Here is a 17,560-nt window from a genome sequence, read left to right as displayed (position 1 = left end):
CAGTCCTTTAGCGCGTCATTGTCGGCGGAATGACATCACGAAGCCCTAGAAGTGCGTCGTACGAGGAGGCCGACGGCGAGGGGGTGCGGGCCAATGACGTCGGCGACGACATCGGCCCCGAACTCCTTCGCCTCAGCGACGAGCTTGCGGTGGAAGAACCCTGTCGCCAACAGGTACGACGACACCGCATCCCCCGGCTGCACGACCTCCGCGGGTCGCGGTCCCAACCCACCGAGCGTCGCGAACCGCACCGGCGAGCCCCACGCCTCCGCCAACAAAGAAGCCGCAACCCCAAGGTCATCCAACGCGGCAGGATCGGACGAGCCGGCAGCCACCATCGTCACCGGCTGACCAACCTCAGCCCCTGCTTCCAGCAGCCGCGCCACCTGCGCCTGAGCCAACAACGGATCCGGCCCGAACGGCCGGGCCAGCCGCACCCGCGCAGGATCTGCCGCCCCCGCCACAGCCTCCGGCAGGTCCACCCGCACGTGATAGCCCGTCGAGAGCAACAACGGCACAGCCACGCTCTCCCCGTCATAGGGCTCGCGAAGCACGTCGGCGAAGAGCGGCTCGGAGAGCTCGACGTACGAGGCGATCGCTTCAATCCCCAGACGCTCGCCAGCCAGAGCGGTGAGCTCGCGCGCGACCACGTTCCCAACGGCCGTGCGGGTGCCGTGGGCGACGGTGACGAGGCGAGGCACCGCTACACCCGGACGGCCAGGCGGTAGCCGCGCTTCACGACGGTCTCCACGCAGCGTGTCCCCAGCGCAGCCCGCAGCCGCGCCACGGCCATCTCCACCGCGTGCTCCGAGCCCGCGGTGCGCGAGGGCAGGGCAGCGAGCAGGTCGCGGCGGGAGACCACGGTGCCGGGGTTGACCAGCAGCGCCTGCAGGACCGCATAGGGAGCGGGCGACAGCTTCACCTCGACGCCGTCGAGCAGCACGTCGCCGCCATGCAGCAGCAGGGTGTGGCCGGCGACCTCCAGCGACGTACCGCTCGCCCGCGACGGCAGCTCGGCCTCCAGCTGCTTGACCATCGCCGCCAGCCGGGAGCGGTCGGGGTAGATCGAGGGCACGCCCCACATCTCGAACGCGGCCGCGGTCACCGGGCCCACACACGAGGCGATCACGTCGGCCTGGAAGGCGGTGACCACCTCGTCGCGGTGCCCGGTCGAGGCGGCGGCCTGCATCATCGCCGCGATCGCGGGAGCGGCGGTGAACGTCACCGCGTGCACCTCGCGCGCCGCGATCTGCTCGATCAGGCCGAACATGGGCTCGGGGTCGGTCGCGCTCTCCACCCGGTACACCGCCACCGTGGTGACCTCCGCACCCAGCCGGCGCAGCGCGTGCGCGGCCATCGACAGCGACTGGCCGTGCTCCTGCACCACGATCCGGCGCCCGGCCAGGTCCCGGCCACGCAGGTGGCGCAGCACGTCGTCGAACTCCTCCGACTCCGGCGACCACAGCTCGCGCAGCCCCAGCCGGCGCAGCGCGCCCACGCTCTTCGGCCCGCGCGCCAGGATCTCCGCGCCGCCCAGGTGCGCGGCCAGGTCCCCGGCCAGGCCCCACCGCTCCGCTGCGGCGAACCACGACCTCACCCCGATCCCCGTCGTCGCCACGAAGATGTCGACCGGCTGCGCCAGCACGTCCTTCGTCGCCGCCAGCAGCGCCGTCTCGTCGATCCGGTTCGGGTCCACCGACAGCACCGGTGCGTGCAACACCTCCGCGCCGCGACGCTCCAGCAGCGCGACCTGCTCCTCGGCACGCCGGGCTGCGGTGACGCCGATCCGGAAGCCGGCGAGGGGGAGTTCGCTCACGTGCCGATTCTCTCCCGCCGTGCCGCGACCACCACGACGCCGCCGGCCAGACGCACGTCGTACGTCGCGACCATCACGTTCGGGGAGCCCAGACACGCCCCACCATCCGCGGGTCACGACAACCGGCAGGTCTCGGCTCGATCACCAGCAGGTCTCGGCTCGGCCACCGACCGGGCGAGCGTGCTGGGTCACGTTACGCGTCCGTAATATGGGGCCGGAGATCTTCCTGCTAGGAAGGGATGAGACGGTGGAGGGCGTGTCCTTGAACGAGCCCCTCCAGCCCATCTTCGACGAGGTCCTGGCGCGCAACCCCGGTGAGACGGAGTTCCACCAGGCGACCCGCGAGCTGCTGGAGAGCCTCGACCCCGTCGTACGGCACCACCCGGAGTACGCCGACGCCGCGATCATCCGCCGCGTCTGCGAGCCGGAGCGGCAGATCATCTTCCGGGTGCCGTGGGTCGACGACGAGGGTCGGGTGCAGCTCAACCGCGGCTTCCGGGTGGAGTTCAACTCCGCGCTCGGCCCCTACAAGGGCGGCCTGCGGTTCCACCCCACGGTCTACCTGGGGATCATCAAGTTCCTCGGCTTCGAGCAGATCTTCAAGAACGCGCTGACCGGCATGCCGATCGGCGGCGGCAAGGGTGGCTCGGACTTCGACCCCAAGGGCCGCAGCGACGCCGAGGTGATGCGCTTCTGCCAGTCGTTCATGACCGAGCTCTACCGCCACATCGGTGAGCACACCGACGTCCCCGCCGGTGACATCGGCGTCGGCGGCCGCGAGATCGGCTACATGTTCGGCCAGTACAAGCGGATCACCAACCGCTACGAGTCCGGTGTGCTCACCGGCAAGGGGATCAGCTGGGGCGGCTCGCTGGTGCGCACCGAGGCGACCGGCTACGGCACCGTCTTCTTCGCCAACGAGGTCCTCAAGTCCCGCGGCAGCTCCTTCGACGGCCGCACCGTGGTGGTCTCCGGCTCGGGCAACGTCGCCATCTACGCCGCCGAGAAGGCCACCCAGCTCGGCGCGAAGGTGGTCGCCTGCTCCGACTCCTCCGGGTACGTCGTCGACGAGGCCGGCCTCGACCTCGCCCTGCTCAAGGACGTCAAGGAGAACCGCCGCGAGCGCGTGTCGACGTACGCCGAGGAGCGGGGCGGCTCCGCCCGCTTCGTCGCCGTCGACTCAGGCAGCTCCGTGTGGGACGTGCCGTGCGACATCGCACTGCCCTGCGCCACCCAGAACGAGCTGGACGGCAAGCACGCCCTGACGCTGGCGAGGAACGGCTGCGCCGTGGTCGCCGAGGGCGCCAACATGCCCTGCACTCCCGACGCCGTGCAGGTCTTCACCGGCGCCGGCATCGCGTTCGCGCCCGGCAAGGCCGCGAACGCCGGTGGTGTGGCGACCAGCGCGCTGGAGATGCAGCAGAACGCCTCCCGCAACTCGTGGTCCTTCGACCACACCGAGGACCGGCTGCACGACATCATGACCGGCATCCACGCCCGCTGCCTGGAGACCGCGGACGCCTACGGCACCCCCGGCAACTACGTCGCCGGCGCCAACATCGCGGGCTTCATCAAGGTCGCCGACGCGATGCTGGCGCTCGGGGTCATCTGAGCCGGGCTCACGAACGCGCTCCTGATCGCCGCCGGGCGCCCTCGGGTCGCCCTCTCCTCAGCTCCGCCTCCCCGCGTCACGGGGTGAGGACCAGCTCCTCCACCCGTGACCGCGAGAGGAAGAGGAACTGCGCCGGCTTCTCGCTGATGCTGGTGCGCAGCTGCACCCGCGGACCGCGCTCGGCGCCGAGGCGCTCCAGCAGGGCGATCGAGGCGTCGTTGCGGGCGTCCGGCTCGGTGACGAGCCGGGCGAACCCCGGCTGCGTGAGCAGCCACGCGAACACCGCGCGCACCACCTCGCCCGTGTGTCCGCGGCGCCGTGGGTCGTCGGCCAACAGCAGGTGGACGCCCAGGTCGCCGGGCCGGCGCTCGTAGAACTCCCCGATCTCGTCGACGAACGGGTCGTAGGTCTGCAGCAGCCCGACGGGGTGGCCGTCGACCTCGAGCAGGTACACCGCCAGGTGCTCCTGCGCGACGATCCAGCCGTAGATCTCGGCGACCTCGTCCCGGGTGCGCTCGGTCATCCCCCAGAACGCCGCCCGCGGCTGCGTCACCCAGGAGTGCAGCAGGTCGGCGTCGCCGTCGGGGTCGACCGGGCGCATCGTGGCCCCGGTCGGCCTGACGACCGGCAGCGTGCCGCCCGCCGCCCACACCGCCTGCTGGTCGTGGTGGTGCGGCGAGGCCGGGTCGCCGGAGGCACCCAGCGGCACCACCCAGCGGCTCGCGCCGGCCAGGTCCCAGACCCAGCGGGCGACCGGGCCGTGCACGCAGGCCCCCCGGCCGCCCAGCGCCCGGGCGGCGAGCACGCAGTCGGTGTCCCCGGCCACCGGCAGCAGCGGCGGCACCTCGGCCCGCGGCGGCTGGAGGCCGAGCTGCTGGTGCGGTGTCAGCGGTACGGCGACGTGCGCCGCGCCCCACGTCTCGGTGCCCGGCTCCGGCTCCGGCTCGTGCGCCACCGACTCCACCGCGTCCCGGACCGCCGTCGCCAGGTCCACGCCGAACGGCCGATCCGCGGCGAGCAGCGCCGGCAGCGCGGTCTGCACGCGGGCGCCGAGGTCGAACCAGGGCGCGAACAGCTCGCCGTACGGCGAGGTGTCCAGGCCGCGCAGCCCCGGGCCGTCGACGACGGCGCGGACCACGTGGGCGCGGACGCGGGCGAAGAGCGGCGCCTCGATGCTGTCCGGGGCCATCCGGCGGCCCCAGGCCAACAGCCGCTCGCGCAGCGTCGCGGCGGGTGCGGACAGGTCCGCGAGGTCGGCGATCGCGTCCAGCAGCGCGCCCCCCGCGGTCTGCTTGTCGTCGGCGAGCACCTCGGCCAGACCGGCCGGGGTGATCGGGCCACGGGCGGCGAGGTCGGTGACCAGCTCGGTGATCCGCGCGGCGCGGAACGGTGGCGCGAACTCGTCGCCGATCCGGGCGAAGTCGGCGGCGGCCCGGTCGTTGGCGCTGACCAGCACCTCGCCGGTACGGCGCGGCAGGTCGGTGACCCACCCGGTCCAGCCGGTGCCGGCGCGGGCGTCGCCGGGCAGCCGGTGCAGCGCGGCGGCACGGTCCGCCTCGCGCTGCGGCACCCGGCCCACGACCCGGTGCTCGGGCTGGCCGGGCTGGCCGGGCTGGCCAGGCTGGCCGGCCCCGTCGGCGACGAGGAGGTTGTTCACAGGGCTGACCCAGTGGTCCTCGAAGGCGTCGATCACGTCGGCGGCCGTGCGGGCGCGCAGCAGCGGCAGCAGCGCGTCGCCGCCGAGGTCACCGAGCACGTCGGCGGGCGTGCGCAGGCTGAACGCGACCTCGTCCGGGCCGCCGAGGACCACGGGTCCGCGGCCGGTGCGCAGCACCTCGAGCCGCTCGGTGCACAGGCCGCCGTCGGCGCCCCGGACGCGGATCTCCTCCACACGGCGCTGCACCGGCTCGGTGCCGGCGGGTCCCTGGGCGACGACGGCCTCGCCGTCGCGGGTCAGGTGCTCGACGTACAGGTCCTCGGCGTCGGCGACGGCGTTGGTGATGCCCCACGCCACCCCTCCTCCGGCATGGGCGGCGTGGCCGAAGTGCTGCACGCCGGGGACACCGACGAAGGTCAGCCCGGTGACGTCGAAGGCGTCCTCGGGGTCGGTGCACACCAGCCGGACCTGGGCGTAGACGCCGGGCGCCTCGATCACCCGGTGCGGGTCGCCGGCGAGGATCGGCAGCCCGCTGGCGGTCAGCGAGCCGGCGACGGCCACCGCGTTGCTGCCGCCGGGCAGGCCCTCCCCGCGCAGCAGCTCCAGGTGGTCGCGGAGCTCGGGCGCCAGCCCACCGGCGAGGTGGTGGCGCCAGAGCTTGCTGGGGAACGTGGAGAACAGCAGGTGCTGCACCGCGAGCACGCCCAGCGGCGTCCACGGCTGCCACGCCTCGTCCCCCGTCCCACCGGTGCTCCCGGCACTCCCGGCACTCGCGAGCACGTCGTTGACGCCGGCGACGTAGGCGTCGACGAACGCGCGGCTCTCGTCGCTCATGGCGGCGTACGCGCGCTGTGCCAGGCCGGGCAGGTCGGCTCGGCGGGCGAGCCGGTCCCACTCCAGCGCGGCCTCGCCGAAGAGCTCGGCGCAGGTGCCCTCGGCCCGGCGGCGCTCCACCTGCAGCTGCCAGGCGCGGTCGGTGGCGGTGGCGCGGCCCTGCTCGCGGGCCACCTCCACGACGCTGGCGCCGAGGACGTGCGGGATGCCGAACCCATCGCGTGCCACGGCCATCAGGCGCTTCCTCCTGCACGGTCGACGGCGACGGGGTTGGCCAGGGTACCGGCGAAGATCAGCGACTCCGCCTGGTCGCTGAGGTCCACCATCTGCAGGGTGTTGCGCAGCTGCAGCCGGTTCAGGCAGCTGTGCTTGAACCGGGGCCGGAGCAGGTCGTAGCGGGCGACGGCGTCGGCCAGCTCCGGGTGGTCGGCGGCGTGGGCGACGATCGTCTCCCGGGCGATCGCCCAGAACTCCTCGACCGGCAGCAGGCCGTCGGCGTCGAGGATCGCCGCGACGTGGCGCAGCACGCCGTCGAACACGTCGGTGTGCACGGCCAGCGCCTTCACGTCATCGGGGAAGTCACCCCGGACCCGCTCCACCTCGGCGGGCAACGGCAGGTCACCCATCACCGCGATCTCCTCGCCGATGTCCTTCATGAACGCCCCCGTCGGCACGTGGTCGCGCAGCCGCAGCAGCAGGTTCTCCCCGTGCGGCATGAACGCCAGGTCGTAGGCGGCCAGGCAGTGCACCAGCGGACGCAGGTAGCAGCGCAGCCAGGCCCGCACCCAGTCCGCGGCGTCCACCGGTGAGGCCTTGATCCATGCCGTCACCAGCGCATCGCCGGCGGCGTCGCGGTGCAGCAGCGCCGCCATCGTGGTCAGCTGCTCGCCCTCGGCCAGTCGCGGCACCGGGCTCTCGCGCCACAGCGCCGCGATCATCTTGCGGTACGGCGACGTGCCGGCCAGCCGGTGGAAGGCATCGCCGGTGTAGCCGATCGCGGCCACCTCGCGCAGCACCTCGAAGCCACAGTCGCGCAGCTCGGGGTCGGCGTGCACCACCTCTGCCACCCAGTCGTTGATCGCCGGGGTGGCGGCCATGTACGCCGGCGAGAGCCCGCGCACGAACCCCATGTTCTGGATCGCCAGCGCGGTCTTCACGTAGTGCCGCCGCGGGCGGCTGCGGTTGAAGAACGTGCGGATCGACTGCTGCGGCTGGTGCTCGTCGAGGCCGGGGCCCAGGTGCACCAGGTCGCGGCGCGCCACGTCGGGGGCGAACGTGATCGCCAGCTTGTGCTGCCACTGCCACGGGTGCACCGGCAGGAACAGGTAGTCGGCCGGGTCCAGGCCCAGCCCGGTGAGCTGTGCGGTGAACCGGTCGCGGACGCCGGGGGGCAGCTCGGCGTCGTACAACCTCTGCTCGGTCTCGCCCTCGCCCAGCGAGAGCCGGGTGAGGTCGCGTCGGGCGGCGACCCAGTGCAGCCGCAGCGTCGCGCCGGTCTCGGGGGCGTAGGCCCGGTAGTCGTCCAGGGAGAACCCGATCCGGCCGTTGTTGGCGATGAAGCCGGGGTGGCCCTCGGTCATCGCGGCCTCGATCTCCTGGAAGTCTGCATCGATCAGGTCGGCGACCGGTACGTCGCGGTGCCGCAGCTTCCACGCGCCCGCCGCCAGCGTCGCGGCGATCTCCTCCAGGTAGACCGGCAGCAGCGCGTCCGGCACCTCGAGCACCGGTGCCAGCTCGGCGATCAGCTCCTGGGCGTCCAGCGGCACCTCGCGGCCCGCGACGGTGCGCCGGATCGACGCCTCGTCGATCGCCCAGTGCTCGAGTGGCAGCACCCGCGCCGTGAAGACGTACGACGCCCCCGGCTCGCCCGGCTCCCCGCCGGTGTCGAGCCGCCAGGTGCCCGTCCTCTCGTCCTCGACGACCGGCGCGATCAGCCGCTCGTGGGACAGCTCGGCGATCGCCTTGGCCACCAGGTGCCGCTGGGCGCGCTCCATCAGCTCCGGCGTCAGGTGGTCCGCGGACGGTAGTCCCTGACCAAAAGCACCCCCTTCCGGCGCGTCACGGTGCTTTTCGTCAGGGACTACCGCGACGGGACGGGGGTCGGGGTGGACCCGGTCCTCGCGCGGCAGGACGGAGAGCATGGCGGTCTTTCCGGGCAGCGGGACCTCGCGCAGCTCGGTGAACCCGGCGGCGACGTTCTTGGCGCGGATCTTGGCATTGCGCACGTCCGGCTCCACCACGACGCGGCGCACGGACGGGTCGGCGAAGCAGTGGTCGAGCACGGCGTGGAACACCGCGGTGGTCAGGCCCGGCTCGGGCTCGTCCGCGGGCGGTGCCACCAGCACGTGCATGCCGAGGTCGCCCGGCGCCAGCTCGGGCAGCTCGGCGAGCTGCTCGTCGTGGGCGGGGTCGTAGGTCTCCAGCAGGAACGTCGGCCGGCCGTCGACGCGGCCCAGGAAGGCGTCGTGGTGCGGGTCGGCGGCGATGGCGGCGTAGGCGCGCTGCACGTCGTCGAGGGAGGCGTCCTGCATCATCCAGAACACCGAGCGGGGGTGGGTCACCCACGCGTGCAGCAGCGGAAGGTCGCGGTCCAGGTCGACCGGCTCGATGGTGATGGCGCGGGTGCTCATCGGGCCACCTCCGTGCGCAGGTGGTCCGGCACCCCGAAGTCCTGCACCGCGATCCGCTTCTCCAGCGGGTACACCTCGCGGCCCAGCACCGCGGCCAGGATCACCGAGCTGCGGTAGGGGCCCATGCCCAGGTCGGGGGCGAGCAGGGAATGGGTGTGCTCCTCGGCGTTCTGCACGAAGATCTCACCGCCGGCCACGTCGACGGAGTAGTCCGCGGCGACGTCGTAGCGGCCGCGCTCGTCGCGCCGGATCCGGTCGGCGACACCGTCGAGGAACGACGGCGTGGTGGGGGCGTAGCCCGTGGCCAGGACCAGGCCGCCGGTGTTCAGCCCGAACCGCTCGCCGGTCTCGACGTGGTGCAGGTCCAGCTCGAGACCCGCCGCACCCGTGCGCGAGCCGGTGACCTCGGTGTTGGTGAGCAGCGTGGTCCGCGGCCCGTCGCCGCACACCCGCTGGGCGTAGTGCAGGTCGAAGATCGCGTCCACCAGCTCGGCGCTGATCCCCTTGAACAGGTGCCGCTGGTCGCGGGCCAGCCGGTCGCGGGTCTCCGCGGGCAGCCGGCGGTGGTACTCGCCGTACTCCGGGGAGGTCATCTCCAGGGTGAGCTTGGTGTACTCCATCGGGAAGAACCGGGGGCTGCGGGTCAGCCACACCAGCTCGTAGCCGTGGGCGGGGGCCTCGGTGAGCAGGTCGTGGTAGATCTCCGCGGCGCTCTGCCCGCTGCCCACGATCGTGATCCGGTCCTGGGCCTGCAGCGCCGCCTTGTGCGCCAGGTAGTCCGCGGAGTGGGTGGCGGCGGGGCTGTCCGCCACCGGCGCCAGCGCGTCCGGCACCCGTGGGGCGGTGCCGATGCCGAGCACCAGCCGCTTGCTGCGGAAGCGGCGGCCGCTGCCGGAGTGCACCAGGTAGGCCTCACCGTCGTGCTCGACGGCCTCGACGTGCTCACCGAACCGCACGGAGTCGAGCCGCTCGGCGGCCCAGCGGCAGTAGTCGTCGTACTCGCGGCGCAGCGGGTAGAAGCTCTCCCGGATGTAGAAGGGGTAGAGGTGCCCGGACTGCTTGAGGTAGTTCAGGAACGACCAGCGCGAGGTCGGGTCGGCCATGGTGACCAGGTCCGCCAGGAACGGCACCTGCAAGGTGGCGTCGTCGAGCAGCATCCCGGGGTGCCAGGCGAAGGCGTCGCGGGCCTCGAGGAAGACCGCGTCCAGGCCGTCGCTGGCGCGCAGCGGGTCGGCCAGGCAGGCCAGGCCGAGGTTGAACGGGCCGAGCCCGATGCCGAGGAGGTCGTGGGTCCGCATCACGCCACGCTCCCGGTGAGGTCGGCGTTGCGGTGCGTCGGTACGGCGTGCGGGCTGCGCCTCACCAGCGCCTCACCGGTCTCGCGGACCAGGTCGAGCACACCGACGATGTCGCCGAGCGTCGCCATCGGGTTGAGCAAGGTGAGCTTGAGGTGCGCGACGCCGTCGACCGTGGTGGCGGCGACCATCGCCTTGCCGGACTCGTAGAGCGCGGTGCGGATCGCGGTGTTCAGCGCGGCGAGCGCAGGCTCGTCCAGCTCCACGCCGCAGGGCACGTAGCGGAACACCAGCGTGGAGAGCTCGGGTGCGGCCGCGAACTGCAGGTCACAGGTGTCGTGCGCGGCGGCGTAGGTCTCGGCGGCGAGGTCGATCACCGCGTCGACGTACTCACCGAGCAGCTCGGGGCCCATCGTGCGCAGCGTCAGCCACAGCTTGAGCGCGTCGAAGCGGCGGGTGGTCTGCAGGCTCTTGTCCACCTGGTTCGGCATCGCGGTGCCGCGCGGGTTGAGGTAGTCGGCGTGCCAGGTCGCCGGCGCCAGCGTCGCCGCGTCGCGCACGATGATCGCGCTGGAGGAGACCGGCTGGAAGAAGGTCTTGTGGAAGTCGACGGTCACCGAGTCGGCCCGGTCGATGCCGGCCAGCAGGTGGCGCCGGGTCGGAGAGACGAGCAGGCCGCCGCCGTACGCGGCGTCCACGTGCAACCAGGCGTCGTAGACCCGGGCGAGGTCGGCGATCGCGGGCAGCGGGTCGATCGCGCCGAAGTCGGTGGTGCCGGCGGTGGCCACGATCGCCATCGGTCGCAACCCCACCGCGGCGCACGCGGCCAGCGAGGCCTCGAGCGCGGCCGGGTCCATCCGGTGCCGGGCATCGGTCGGCACGCTGATCACCGACTCCTCCCCCAGGCCGAGCAGCCGCGCGGACTTCTGCACCGAGAAGTGGCTCTCGGCGGAGGCGAGGATCCGCAGCCGCTCCGCCGGCACCTGCGCGTTCCGGTCGCGGGCCAGCAGCAGGCCCTGCAGGTTGGACTGGCTGCCGCCTGAGGTGAAGACGCCGTCGGCGCCCTCGCCGAAGCCGATGCGCTGCGCGGTCCACTCCACCAGCCGGCGCTCGATGAAGGTGCCGCCGACGCTCTGGTCGAAGGTGTCCAGCGAGCTGTTCACCGACGCCACGAAGAGCTCGGCGAGCAGGGCCGGCACCACGACGGGGCAGTTGAGGTGCGCGGCGTACGACGGCTCGTGGAACCACACCGCGTCGTCGAGCCACAGCTGCGACATCTCCGCCAGCACCGCGTCGGTGCCGGCCAGCGGCTGCTCGAGGTCGACCGCCGCGACCCGCGCCGCGGCGTCGGCGGGGCTGGCGCCGGTGGCCGGGCCGCGCACGCCGGCCAGATGGGTGAGCAGGTGCTCCATCCCCTGGCCGAGCACAGAGGCGTAGTGCGCGGCGTGGTCGGGGTGGAAGAGGTGGTGCAACGGTGGCTTGGGCACGCAAGTTCTCCTGAGTCCGAGACGGCCCACCCAGTACTCAGGTGAGCCTTACCTAACTGCTTTACCCAAGCAGATCGGCCGGGGTCTTGACCAGCCCCCCGTGCGCCAGGTCACCCCCGGACGAGTCAGGCCGGATCACGCCGGGAGTGCCCGCGCGCTCGACCGTTCGTCGCGCGCAGCCGACCGCTCGCCGACGAGCCCGTGCCGTTCACCGAGCGGTCCGCGACGACCTCTCGCCCGCGACCGCGTCGGCTCCTAGCGTCGCAGCCACGTGACTCCCGTCACATCGAGGTTCGCCGGCGCCGCCGGCCCGCACCAGGAGGTCCCCGTGTCAGCCGACGTCCCGAGCACACCGCCCGCCGAGGACCGCGTCCCCGGCGAGGTCCCCGACGAGGGCCACGCCCCCACCGTGGCCGCACGCCACGACCCCGTCTACGACGAGCTGCACGCCTCCCCGGAGTTCGCCGAGCTCCGCCGGCGCCAGCGCACCTTCATCATCCCCGCCACCGTCGCGTTCCTCGTCTGGTACCTGCTCTACGTCGTCATGTCGAACTGGGCCGGCGACTTCATGGGCACCAAGGTCGTCGGCAACCTCAACGTCGCGCTGATCTTCGGCCTGCTGCAGTTCGTGACCACGTTCGCCCTGGCCTGGGTCTACAGCCGCTACTCGACCAGCCGGCTCGACCCGCTCGCCCGCCAGCTCGACGAGCGCTTCATCGCGCTCGCCGGCAAGTCGTCCACCGGACGGAAGGACCACTGATGAACGACCAGGTGCTCACCGCCGCCCTCTTCCTCGCCGTCGTCGCGCTGACGCTGTTCGTCACCATCCGCGCCAGCCGCAACACGAGCGGGACCAACGACTTCTACGCCGGCGGCCGCTCGTTCTCCGGCTTCCAGAACGGCCTGGCCATCGGCGGCGACTACATGTCGGCCGCCTCGTTCCTCGGCATCTCCGGGGCCATCGCGCTGTCCGGGTACGACGGCTTCCTGTACTCGATCGGCTTCCTGGTCGCCTGGCTGGTCGCGCTGCTCCTCGTCGCCGAGATGCTGCGCAACTCCGGTCGGTTCACCATGGCCGACCAGCTCGCCTACCGGATGCGGCAGCGCGAGGTGCGCACCGCCGCGGCCACCTCGACCGTGGTCGTCTCGATCTTCTACCTGCTGGCGCAGATGGTCGGCGCGGGCAGCCTGGTGGCCCTGCTGCTGGACGTCGACAAGGAGAACACCCTGGCGATCTCGGCGGTCATCGCCGCCGTCGGTGCGCTGATGATCCTCTACGTCACCGTCGGTGGCATGAAGGGCACCACCTGGGTGCAGATCGTCAAGGCCGTGCTGCTCATGCTCGGCTCCGCGCTCATCGTGGTGCTGGTGCTGGCGAAGTTCGACTTCAACCTCTCCGAGCTGCTCGGTGCCGCGGCGTCCACCTCGGGCAAGGAGGGCTTCTTGGAGCCCGGCCTGAAGTACGGCATCGACGCCACCAGCAAGATCGACTTCCTCAGCCTCGGCATCGCGCTGGTGCTGGGCACCGCCGGCCTGCCGCACATCCTGGTCCGCTTCTACACGGTGCCCACCTCGCGTGATGCCCGGAAGTCGGTGCTGTGGGCGATCGGCCTGATCGGCGTCTTCTACCTGTTCACCCTGGTCCTCGGCTTCGGTGCCGCGGCGCTGCTGAACACCGGCCCGGACAGCGAGGTCGCCGCCAGCGGCGGCAACCTGGCCTCGCCGCTGCTGGCCGAGGCGGTCGGCGGTGGTGCCGGCTCCACCGGCGGCGCGATCCTGCTGGCGCTGATCTCGGCGGTCGCGTTCGCGACCATCCTCGCCGTGGTCGCCGGGCTGACGCTGACGTCCTCGACGTCGGTGGCGCACGACATCTACAACTCGGTGATCCGCAAGGGCAAGGCCACCGAGGCCGAGGAGATCCGGGTGACCCGCTACGCCGCGGCCGGCCTGGGCATCATCGCGATCCTGCTGGCCATCCCGGCCCGCAACCTCAACATCGCGTTCCTGGTCGCCCTGGCCTTCGCGGTCGCGGCGTCCGCCAACCTGCCGGCGATCGTCTACAACATGTTCTGGCGCCGGTTCAACACCCGCGGTGCGACGTGGAGCATCTACGGCGGCCTGATCTCCTGCATCGGCCTGGTGATCTTCTCCCCCGTCGTCTCCGGCAAGGGCGTCGACGACAACGGCAAGAGCCTTTCGCTGCTGCCGGCCGACATCGACTTCTCCTGGTTCCCGCTGGAGAACCCCGGTCTCATCTCGATCCCGCTGGGCTTCTTCTTCGGCTGGCTCGGGACCGTGACGTCGAAGGAGCCGGAGGCAGAGGAGAGGTTCACCGAGCTGGAGGTCCGGGCCCTCACGGGTGCCGGAGCCGAGCAGGCCGTCCAGCACTAATGTGACCCGAAGCACCCCGAGCGCACCCCGAGTCGATCAGGAGACAACGAGCGTGAGCGACACCGAACAGACCCTGGCCAACCTGCTCAAGGAGGACCGGCGCTTCGAGCCGCCCGCCGAGCTCGCAGCGAACGCCAACGTCACCGCCGAGGCGTACGACGCCGCGGCTGCGGACCCGGAGGCGTTCTGGGCCGCCCAGGCCGAGCGCCTGAGCTGGTCCCAGCCGTGGGAGCAGGTGCTGGACTGGTCGGAGCCGCCGTTCGCGAAGTGGTTCGTGGGCGGGAAGCTCAACGCCGCCTACAACTGCGTGGACCGGCACGTCGAGGCCGGTCGCGGCGACAAGGTGGCCCTGCACTGGGTCGGCGAGCCCGAGGGCGACGCCCGCGACCTGACCTACGCCGAGCTGCAGGCGGAGGTCGCGAAGGCCGCGAACGCACTGATCGACCTCGGGGTGCGCACCGGGGACCGGGTGGCGATCTACATGCCGATGATCCCGGAGGCCATCGTCGCGATGCTGGCCTGCGCCCGGCTCGGGGCGCCGCACACGGTGGTGTTCGGCGGGTTCTCCGCCGACGCCCTGGCCTCGCGCATCGTCGACTGCGGCGCGAAGGTCGTCATCACCGCCGACGGCGGCTACCGGCGCGGGGCGGCCTCGGCGCTCAAGCCGGCCGTCGACGACGCCCGCGGCAAGGCCGCCGAGCATGGCCACACCGTGGACAAGGTGCTGGTCGTTCGTCGTACCGGCCAGGAGGTGGCCTTCGACGAGGGCACCGACGTGTGGTGGCACGACGTGGTCGACGGCGCCTCGAGCGAGCACACGCCCGAGGCGTTCGACGCCGAGCACCCGCTCTACGTCATGTACACCTCCGGCACCACCGGCAAGCCGAAGGGCATCCTGCACACCACCGGCGGCTACCTGACCGGCGCCGCCTACACCCACCACGCGGTCTTCGACCTGAAGCCGGAGACCGACGTGTACTGGTGCACCGCCGACATCGGCTGGGTCACCGGGCACTCCTACATCGTCTACGGCCCGCTGGCCAACGGCGTCACGCAGGTGCTCTACGAGGGCACGCCCGACCACCCGGAGCCCGGTCGGTGGTGGAAGATCATCTCCGACTACAAGGTCTCGCTCTTCTACACCGCGCCGACCGCGATCCGCTCCTTCATGAAGCAGGGCCGCGAGGTCCCCGACCGCCACGACCTGTCCTCGCTGCGGATCCTCGGCTCGGTCGGCGAGCCGATCAACCCCGAGGCCTACGTCTGGTACCGCCACGTCATCGGCGGCGACCGCACCCCGGTCGTCGACACCTGGTGGCAGACCGAGACCGGCGCGATGATGATCTCGCCGCTGCCCGGCGTCACCGCCGGCAAGCCGGGCTCCGCGATGACCCCGCTTCCCGGGATCACCGCCGAGGTCGTCGACGAGGACGGCAACCCGGTGCCCAACGGCTCGGGCGGCTACCTGGTCGTCACCGAGCCGTGGCCCTCGATGCTGCGCACCATCTACGGCGACGACAAGCGCTTCGTGGACACCTACTGGTCCCGGTTCCGCAAGCAGGGCTACTACTTCGCCGGCGACGGCGCGAAGAAGGACGACGAGGGCCACATCTGGGTGCTGGGCCGGGTCGACGACGTGATGAACGTGTCCGGTCACCGGCTCTCCACCACCGAGATCGAGTCCGCGCTGATCTCCCACCCCAAGGTGGCCGAGTCCGCCGTGGTCGGCGCCACCGACCCCGACACCGGACAGGCCGTGGTGGCCTACGTGATCCTGCGCGACGAGGCCGGCGACGGCGGTCCCGACATCATCAAGGAGCTCAGCGACCACGTGCGCACCCAGATCGGCCCGATCGCCAAGCCGCGCCAGATCATGATCGTGCCCGAGCTGCCGAAGACCCGTTCGGGCAAGATCATGCGTCGCCTGCTGCGCGACGTCGCCGAGGGCCGCGACGTGGGCGACACCCAGACCCTGGCGGATGCCTCCATCATGGAGCTGATCTCGGCCAGCAAGGCCACCACGACGGAGGAGTGAGGTGCCTTCCTGGCACTCCGCCGACCTCACCACCCTGCCGGACGCCCTCGCCGCGATGTGGGCCGAGTACCACCTGTGCGTCCTCAGCACCCTCGACCGGGACGGCGCCCCGCACGCCGTCCCGGTGGGGGTGTCGCTGGACCCCGAGCAGGGGTGCGCGTGGATCATCACCCGCGGCGGGTCGCAGAAGGTCGCCAACCTGCGCCGCGACCCGCGGCTCGCGGTCACCCAGGTCGACGGCGGCCGCTGGTCGACCCTGACCGGCACCGGCGAGGTGCGCACCGACGAGGCGTCGATCGCGCGGGCCTGCGAGCGCTACGCCGCCCGCTACCGCCCACCCGGCCCCAGCGAGGCCCGGGTGGCGGTGCGGATCAGTGTCGAGAAGGTGCTGGCGTCGGCTCAGCTGCTGGGCTGACCCGATCCCGACCTGCCACCAGCAGCAGCACCACGCCGACGACCGCGGCCACCATCGAGGCGAGCAGGATGCCGACCTTGGCGTTGGCCGTCAGCGTCTCGTCGCCCGGGAAGGACAGCCCGGCGATGAACAGCGACACCGTGAACCCGACGCCGGCGATCGCACCGACGCCCACCACCTGCGCCCAGCTGGTGTGCTCGGGCAGCCGGGCCAGGCCGAAGCGGACGGCGAGGAAGCAGGCCAGAACGATGCCCAGCGGCTTGCCGACGACCAGGCCCAGCCCGATGCCCAGCGCCACCGACGAGGTCACCGCGTCGCCCAGCACGCCGCCGGTGAGCACCACGCCGGCATTGGCCAGCGCGAAGATCGGCAGCACGACGTACGCCGACACCGGGTGCAGCATCGACTGCAGCCGCTCCGCGACCGGCACGGACTCGGTGACCAGGAACCGCAGCCGGCTCAGCTCCTCGGCGTCCAGCTCCTTGTCCTGCAGCGCCTCCGCGGCGAAGGCGGTGGCCACCGGCGCCTTGAGCAGCGCCGTGGCGGGGGTGAGCAGGCCGACCGCGACACCGGCCAGCGTCGCGTGCACCCCGGAGGAGAGCAGCGCGAACCAGAGCACCACACCGAGCACCACGTAGATCTGCACCGACCACACCCGCAGCGCCTTGAGCAGCGCCATCACCGCGAGCAGGCCGAGCGCCAGCGCCAGCCAGCCCAGCGAGAGATCGGCGGTGTAGAAGACCGCGATCACCACGATCGCACCGATGTCGTCGACGATCGCCAGGGTCAGCAGGAACAGCCGTGCCGCGGACGGCACCCGCCGCCCGAGCACGCCGAGCACCCCCACCGCGAACGCGATGTCGGTGGCCATCGGGATGCCCCAGCCCTGCCCGGTCTCCGGGCCGCCGGCGATCGTCACGTAGAGCAGCGCCGGCACCACCATGCCGCCGAACGCGGCCACGATGGGCAGCGCGGCGGTGCGCGGGTCGCGCAGGTCGCCGTGCACCAGCTCGTACTTGATCTCCAGACCGACGACGAAGAAGAAGAGCGTCATCAGGCCGTCGTTGACCCAGTGCTGCAGGGTTTCCTCGATCCGCCAGCCGCCGACGTCCAGCCCGATCGGGGTGTGCCAGAAGGCGTCGTACGCCTCGGCCCAGCCGCCGAACGGAAGGTTCACCCAGGCCAGGGCGGCCAGGGTGGCGAACAGCAGCAGCACCGAGCCGGCGGACTCCACGTGCAGGAACTCGCGCAGCGGGCGGGCCACGTAGCGGGCCACCGGGCTGCCGCCCTGGGTCCACACGGGGCCTCGGCTCCACAGCTCGTCGACGGACGGCTCGGTCGTCGGCTGGGCTTGCGGCTCGGTGGGCTGGTCGGGCACACGGGCTCCT

Annotated in this window: 12 protein-coding genes; 5 read left to right on the top strand and 7 right to left on the bottom strand. The window is 72.2% G+C overall.

Annotation, left to right across the window (positions count from 1 at the left end):
- Window positions 1-35: 35 nt before the first annotated feature.
- Together KG111_RS18400 and KG111_RS00665 are read right to left on the bottom strand one after the other, a co-directional pair.
- On the bottom strand, window positions 36-701 hold the full coding sequence (locus KG111_RS18400; protein ID WP_205291129.1) for a sirohydrochlorin chelatase: 666 nt from the start codon (window positions 699-701) through the stop codon (window positions 36-38).
- A gap of 2 nt (window positions 702-703) precedes the next feature.
- On the bottom strand, window positions 704-1,816 hold the full coding sequence (locus KG111_RS00665) for a uroporphyrinogen-III synthase (protein ID WP_205291130.1): 1,113 nt from the start codon (window positions 1,814-1,816) through the stop codon (window positions 704-706).
- 262 nt (window positions 1,817-2,078) lie between these two features.
- On the opposite strand from KG111_RS00665, the gene gdhA reads away from it, so the two are divergent.
- Window positions 2,079-3,428: an NADP-specific glutamate dehydrogenase gene (gdhA, locus tag KG111_RS00660; RefSeq protein ID WP_205291131.1), complete on the top strand. Its 1,350-nt coding sequence runs from the start codon at window positions 2,079-2,081 to the stop codon at window positions 3,426-3,428.
- A 76-nt stretch (window positions 3,429-3,504) separates the two neighbouring features.
- Here gdhA and KG111_RS00655 read toward each other — a convergent pair whose 3' ends face one another.
- From KG111_RS00655 to KG111_RS00640, 4 genes are read right to left on the bottom strand one after another with little or no spacing between them, the layout of a single operon-like run.
- On the bottom strand, window positions 3,505-6,153 hold the full coding sequence (locus tag KG111_RS00655) for a GNAT family N-acetyltransferase (protein ID WP_205291132.1): 2,649 nt from the start codon (window positions 6,151-6,153) through the stop codon (window positions 3,505-3,507).
- Window positions 6,153-8,549, bottom strand: a complete 2,397-nt coding sequence (locus KG111_RS00650; RefSeq protein WP_205291133.1) for a GNAT family N-acetyltransferase — start codon at window positions 8,547-8,549, stop codon at window positions 6,153-6,155. Before KG111_RS00650 ends, KG111_RS00655 begins: the two co-directional genes overlap by 1 nt.
- The gene (locus KG111_RS00645; RefSeq protein WP_205291134.1) at window positions 8,546-9,847 is read right to left on the bottom strand and encodes a lysine N(6)-hydroxylase/L-ornithine N(5)-oxygenase family protein; all 1,302 of its coding nucleotides are present in this window, start codon (window positions 9,845-9,847) and stop codon (window positions 8,546-8,548) included. The genes KG111_RS00650 and KG111_RS00645 overlap by 4 nt, the downstream gene beginning before the upstream one ends.
- Window positions 9,847-11,331, bottom strand: coding sequence for a pyridoxal phosphate-dependent decarboxylase family protein (locus tag KG111_RS00640; RefSeq protein WP_249666237.1), 1,485 nt, complete (start codon window positions 11,329-11,331; stop codon window positions 9,847-9,849). Before KG111_RS00640 ends, KG111_RS00645 begins: the two co-directional genes overlap by 1 nt.
- Window positions 11,332-11,659: 328 nt before the next feature.
- Between KG111_RS00640 and KG111_RS00635 the strand changes: the two genes are divergently transcribed.
- From KG111_RS00635 to KG111_RS00620, 4 genes are read left to right on the top strand one after another with little or no spacing between them, the layout of a single operon-like run.
- Entirely contained in the window at window positions 11,660-12,091 is a 432-nt protein-coding gene (locus tag KG111_RS00635) for a DUF485 domain-containing protein (protein ID WP_249666236.1), read from the top strand.
- On the top strand, window positions 12,091-13,722 hold the full coding sequence (locus KG111_RS00630; protein WP_205291135.1) for a solute symporter family protein: 1,632 nt from the start codon (window positions 12,091-12,093) through the stop codon (window positions 13,720-13,722). Before KG111_RS00635 ends, KG111_RS00630 begins: the two co-directional genes overlap by 1 nt.
- A 52-nt stretch (window positions 13,723-13,774) precedes the next feature.
- A complete protein-coding gene (gene acs, locus KG111_RS00625; protein ID WP_205291136.1) occupies window positions 13,775-15,757 on the top strand; it encodes an acetate--CoA ligase in 1,983 nt (660 codons plus the stop codon).
- A gap of 1 nt (window position 15,758) precedes the next feature.
- A complete protein-coding gene (locus KG111_RS00620; protein WP_249666235.1) occupies window positions 15,759-16,172 on the top strand; it encodes a pyridoxamine 5'-phosphate oxidase family protein in 414 nt (137 codons plus the stop codon).
- Here the strand turns inward: KG111_RS00620 and nhaA are convergent.
- Window positions 16,129-17,550 (bottom strand): Na+/H+ antiporter NhaA, encoded by a 1,422-nt coding sequence (gene nhaA, locus KG111_RS00615; RefSeq protein ID WP_205291137.1) that lies wholly within the window; start codon window positions 17,548-17,550, stop codon window positions 16,129-16,131. The genes KG111_RS00620 and nhaA overlap by 44 nt on opposite strands.
- Window positions 17,551-17,560 lie beyond the last annotated feature (10 nt).

Origin of the sequence: Nocardioides faecalis, from assembly GCF_018388425.1 — a bacterium.
In the GTDB taxonomy this organism is placed as follows: Bacteria; Actinomycetota; Actinomycetes; order Propionibacteriales; family Nocardioidaceae; genus Nocardioides; species Nocardioides faecalis.
This window is presented reverse-complemented; position numbering and strand designations above follow the sequence as displayed.

Excerpts from the sequence above, each read along its gene's own strand:
- KG111_RS00650 (WP_205291133.1), bottom strand. The coding sequence starts at position 8,549 with ATGAGCACCCGCGCCATCACCATCGAGCCGGTCGACCTGGACCGCGAC.
- KG111_RS00645 (WP_205291134.1), bottom strand. The coding sequence starts at position 9,847 with ATGCGGACCCACGACCTCCTCGGCATCGGGCTCGGCCCGTTCAACCTC.
- KG111_RS00630 (WP_205291135.1), top strand. The coding sequence starts at position 12,091 with ATGAACGACCAGGTGCTCACCGCCGCCCTCTTCCTCGCCGTCGTCGCG.
- KG111_RS00655 (WP_205291132.1), bottom strand. The coding sequence starts at position 6,153 with ATGGCCGTGGCACGCGATGGGTTCGGCATCCCGCACGTCCTCGGCGCC.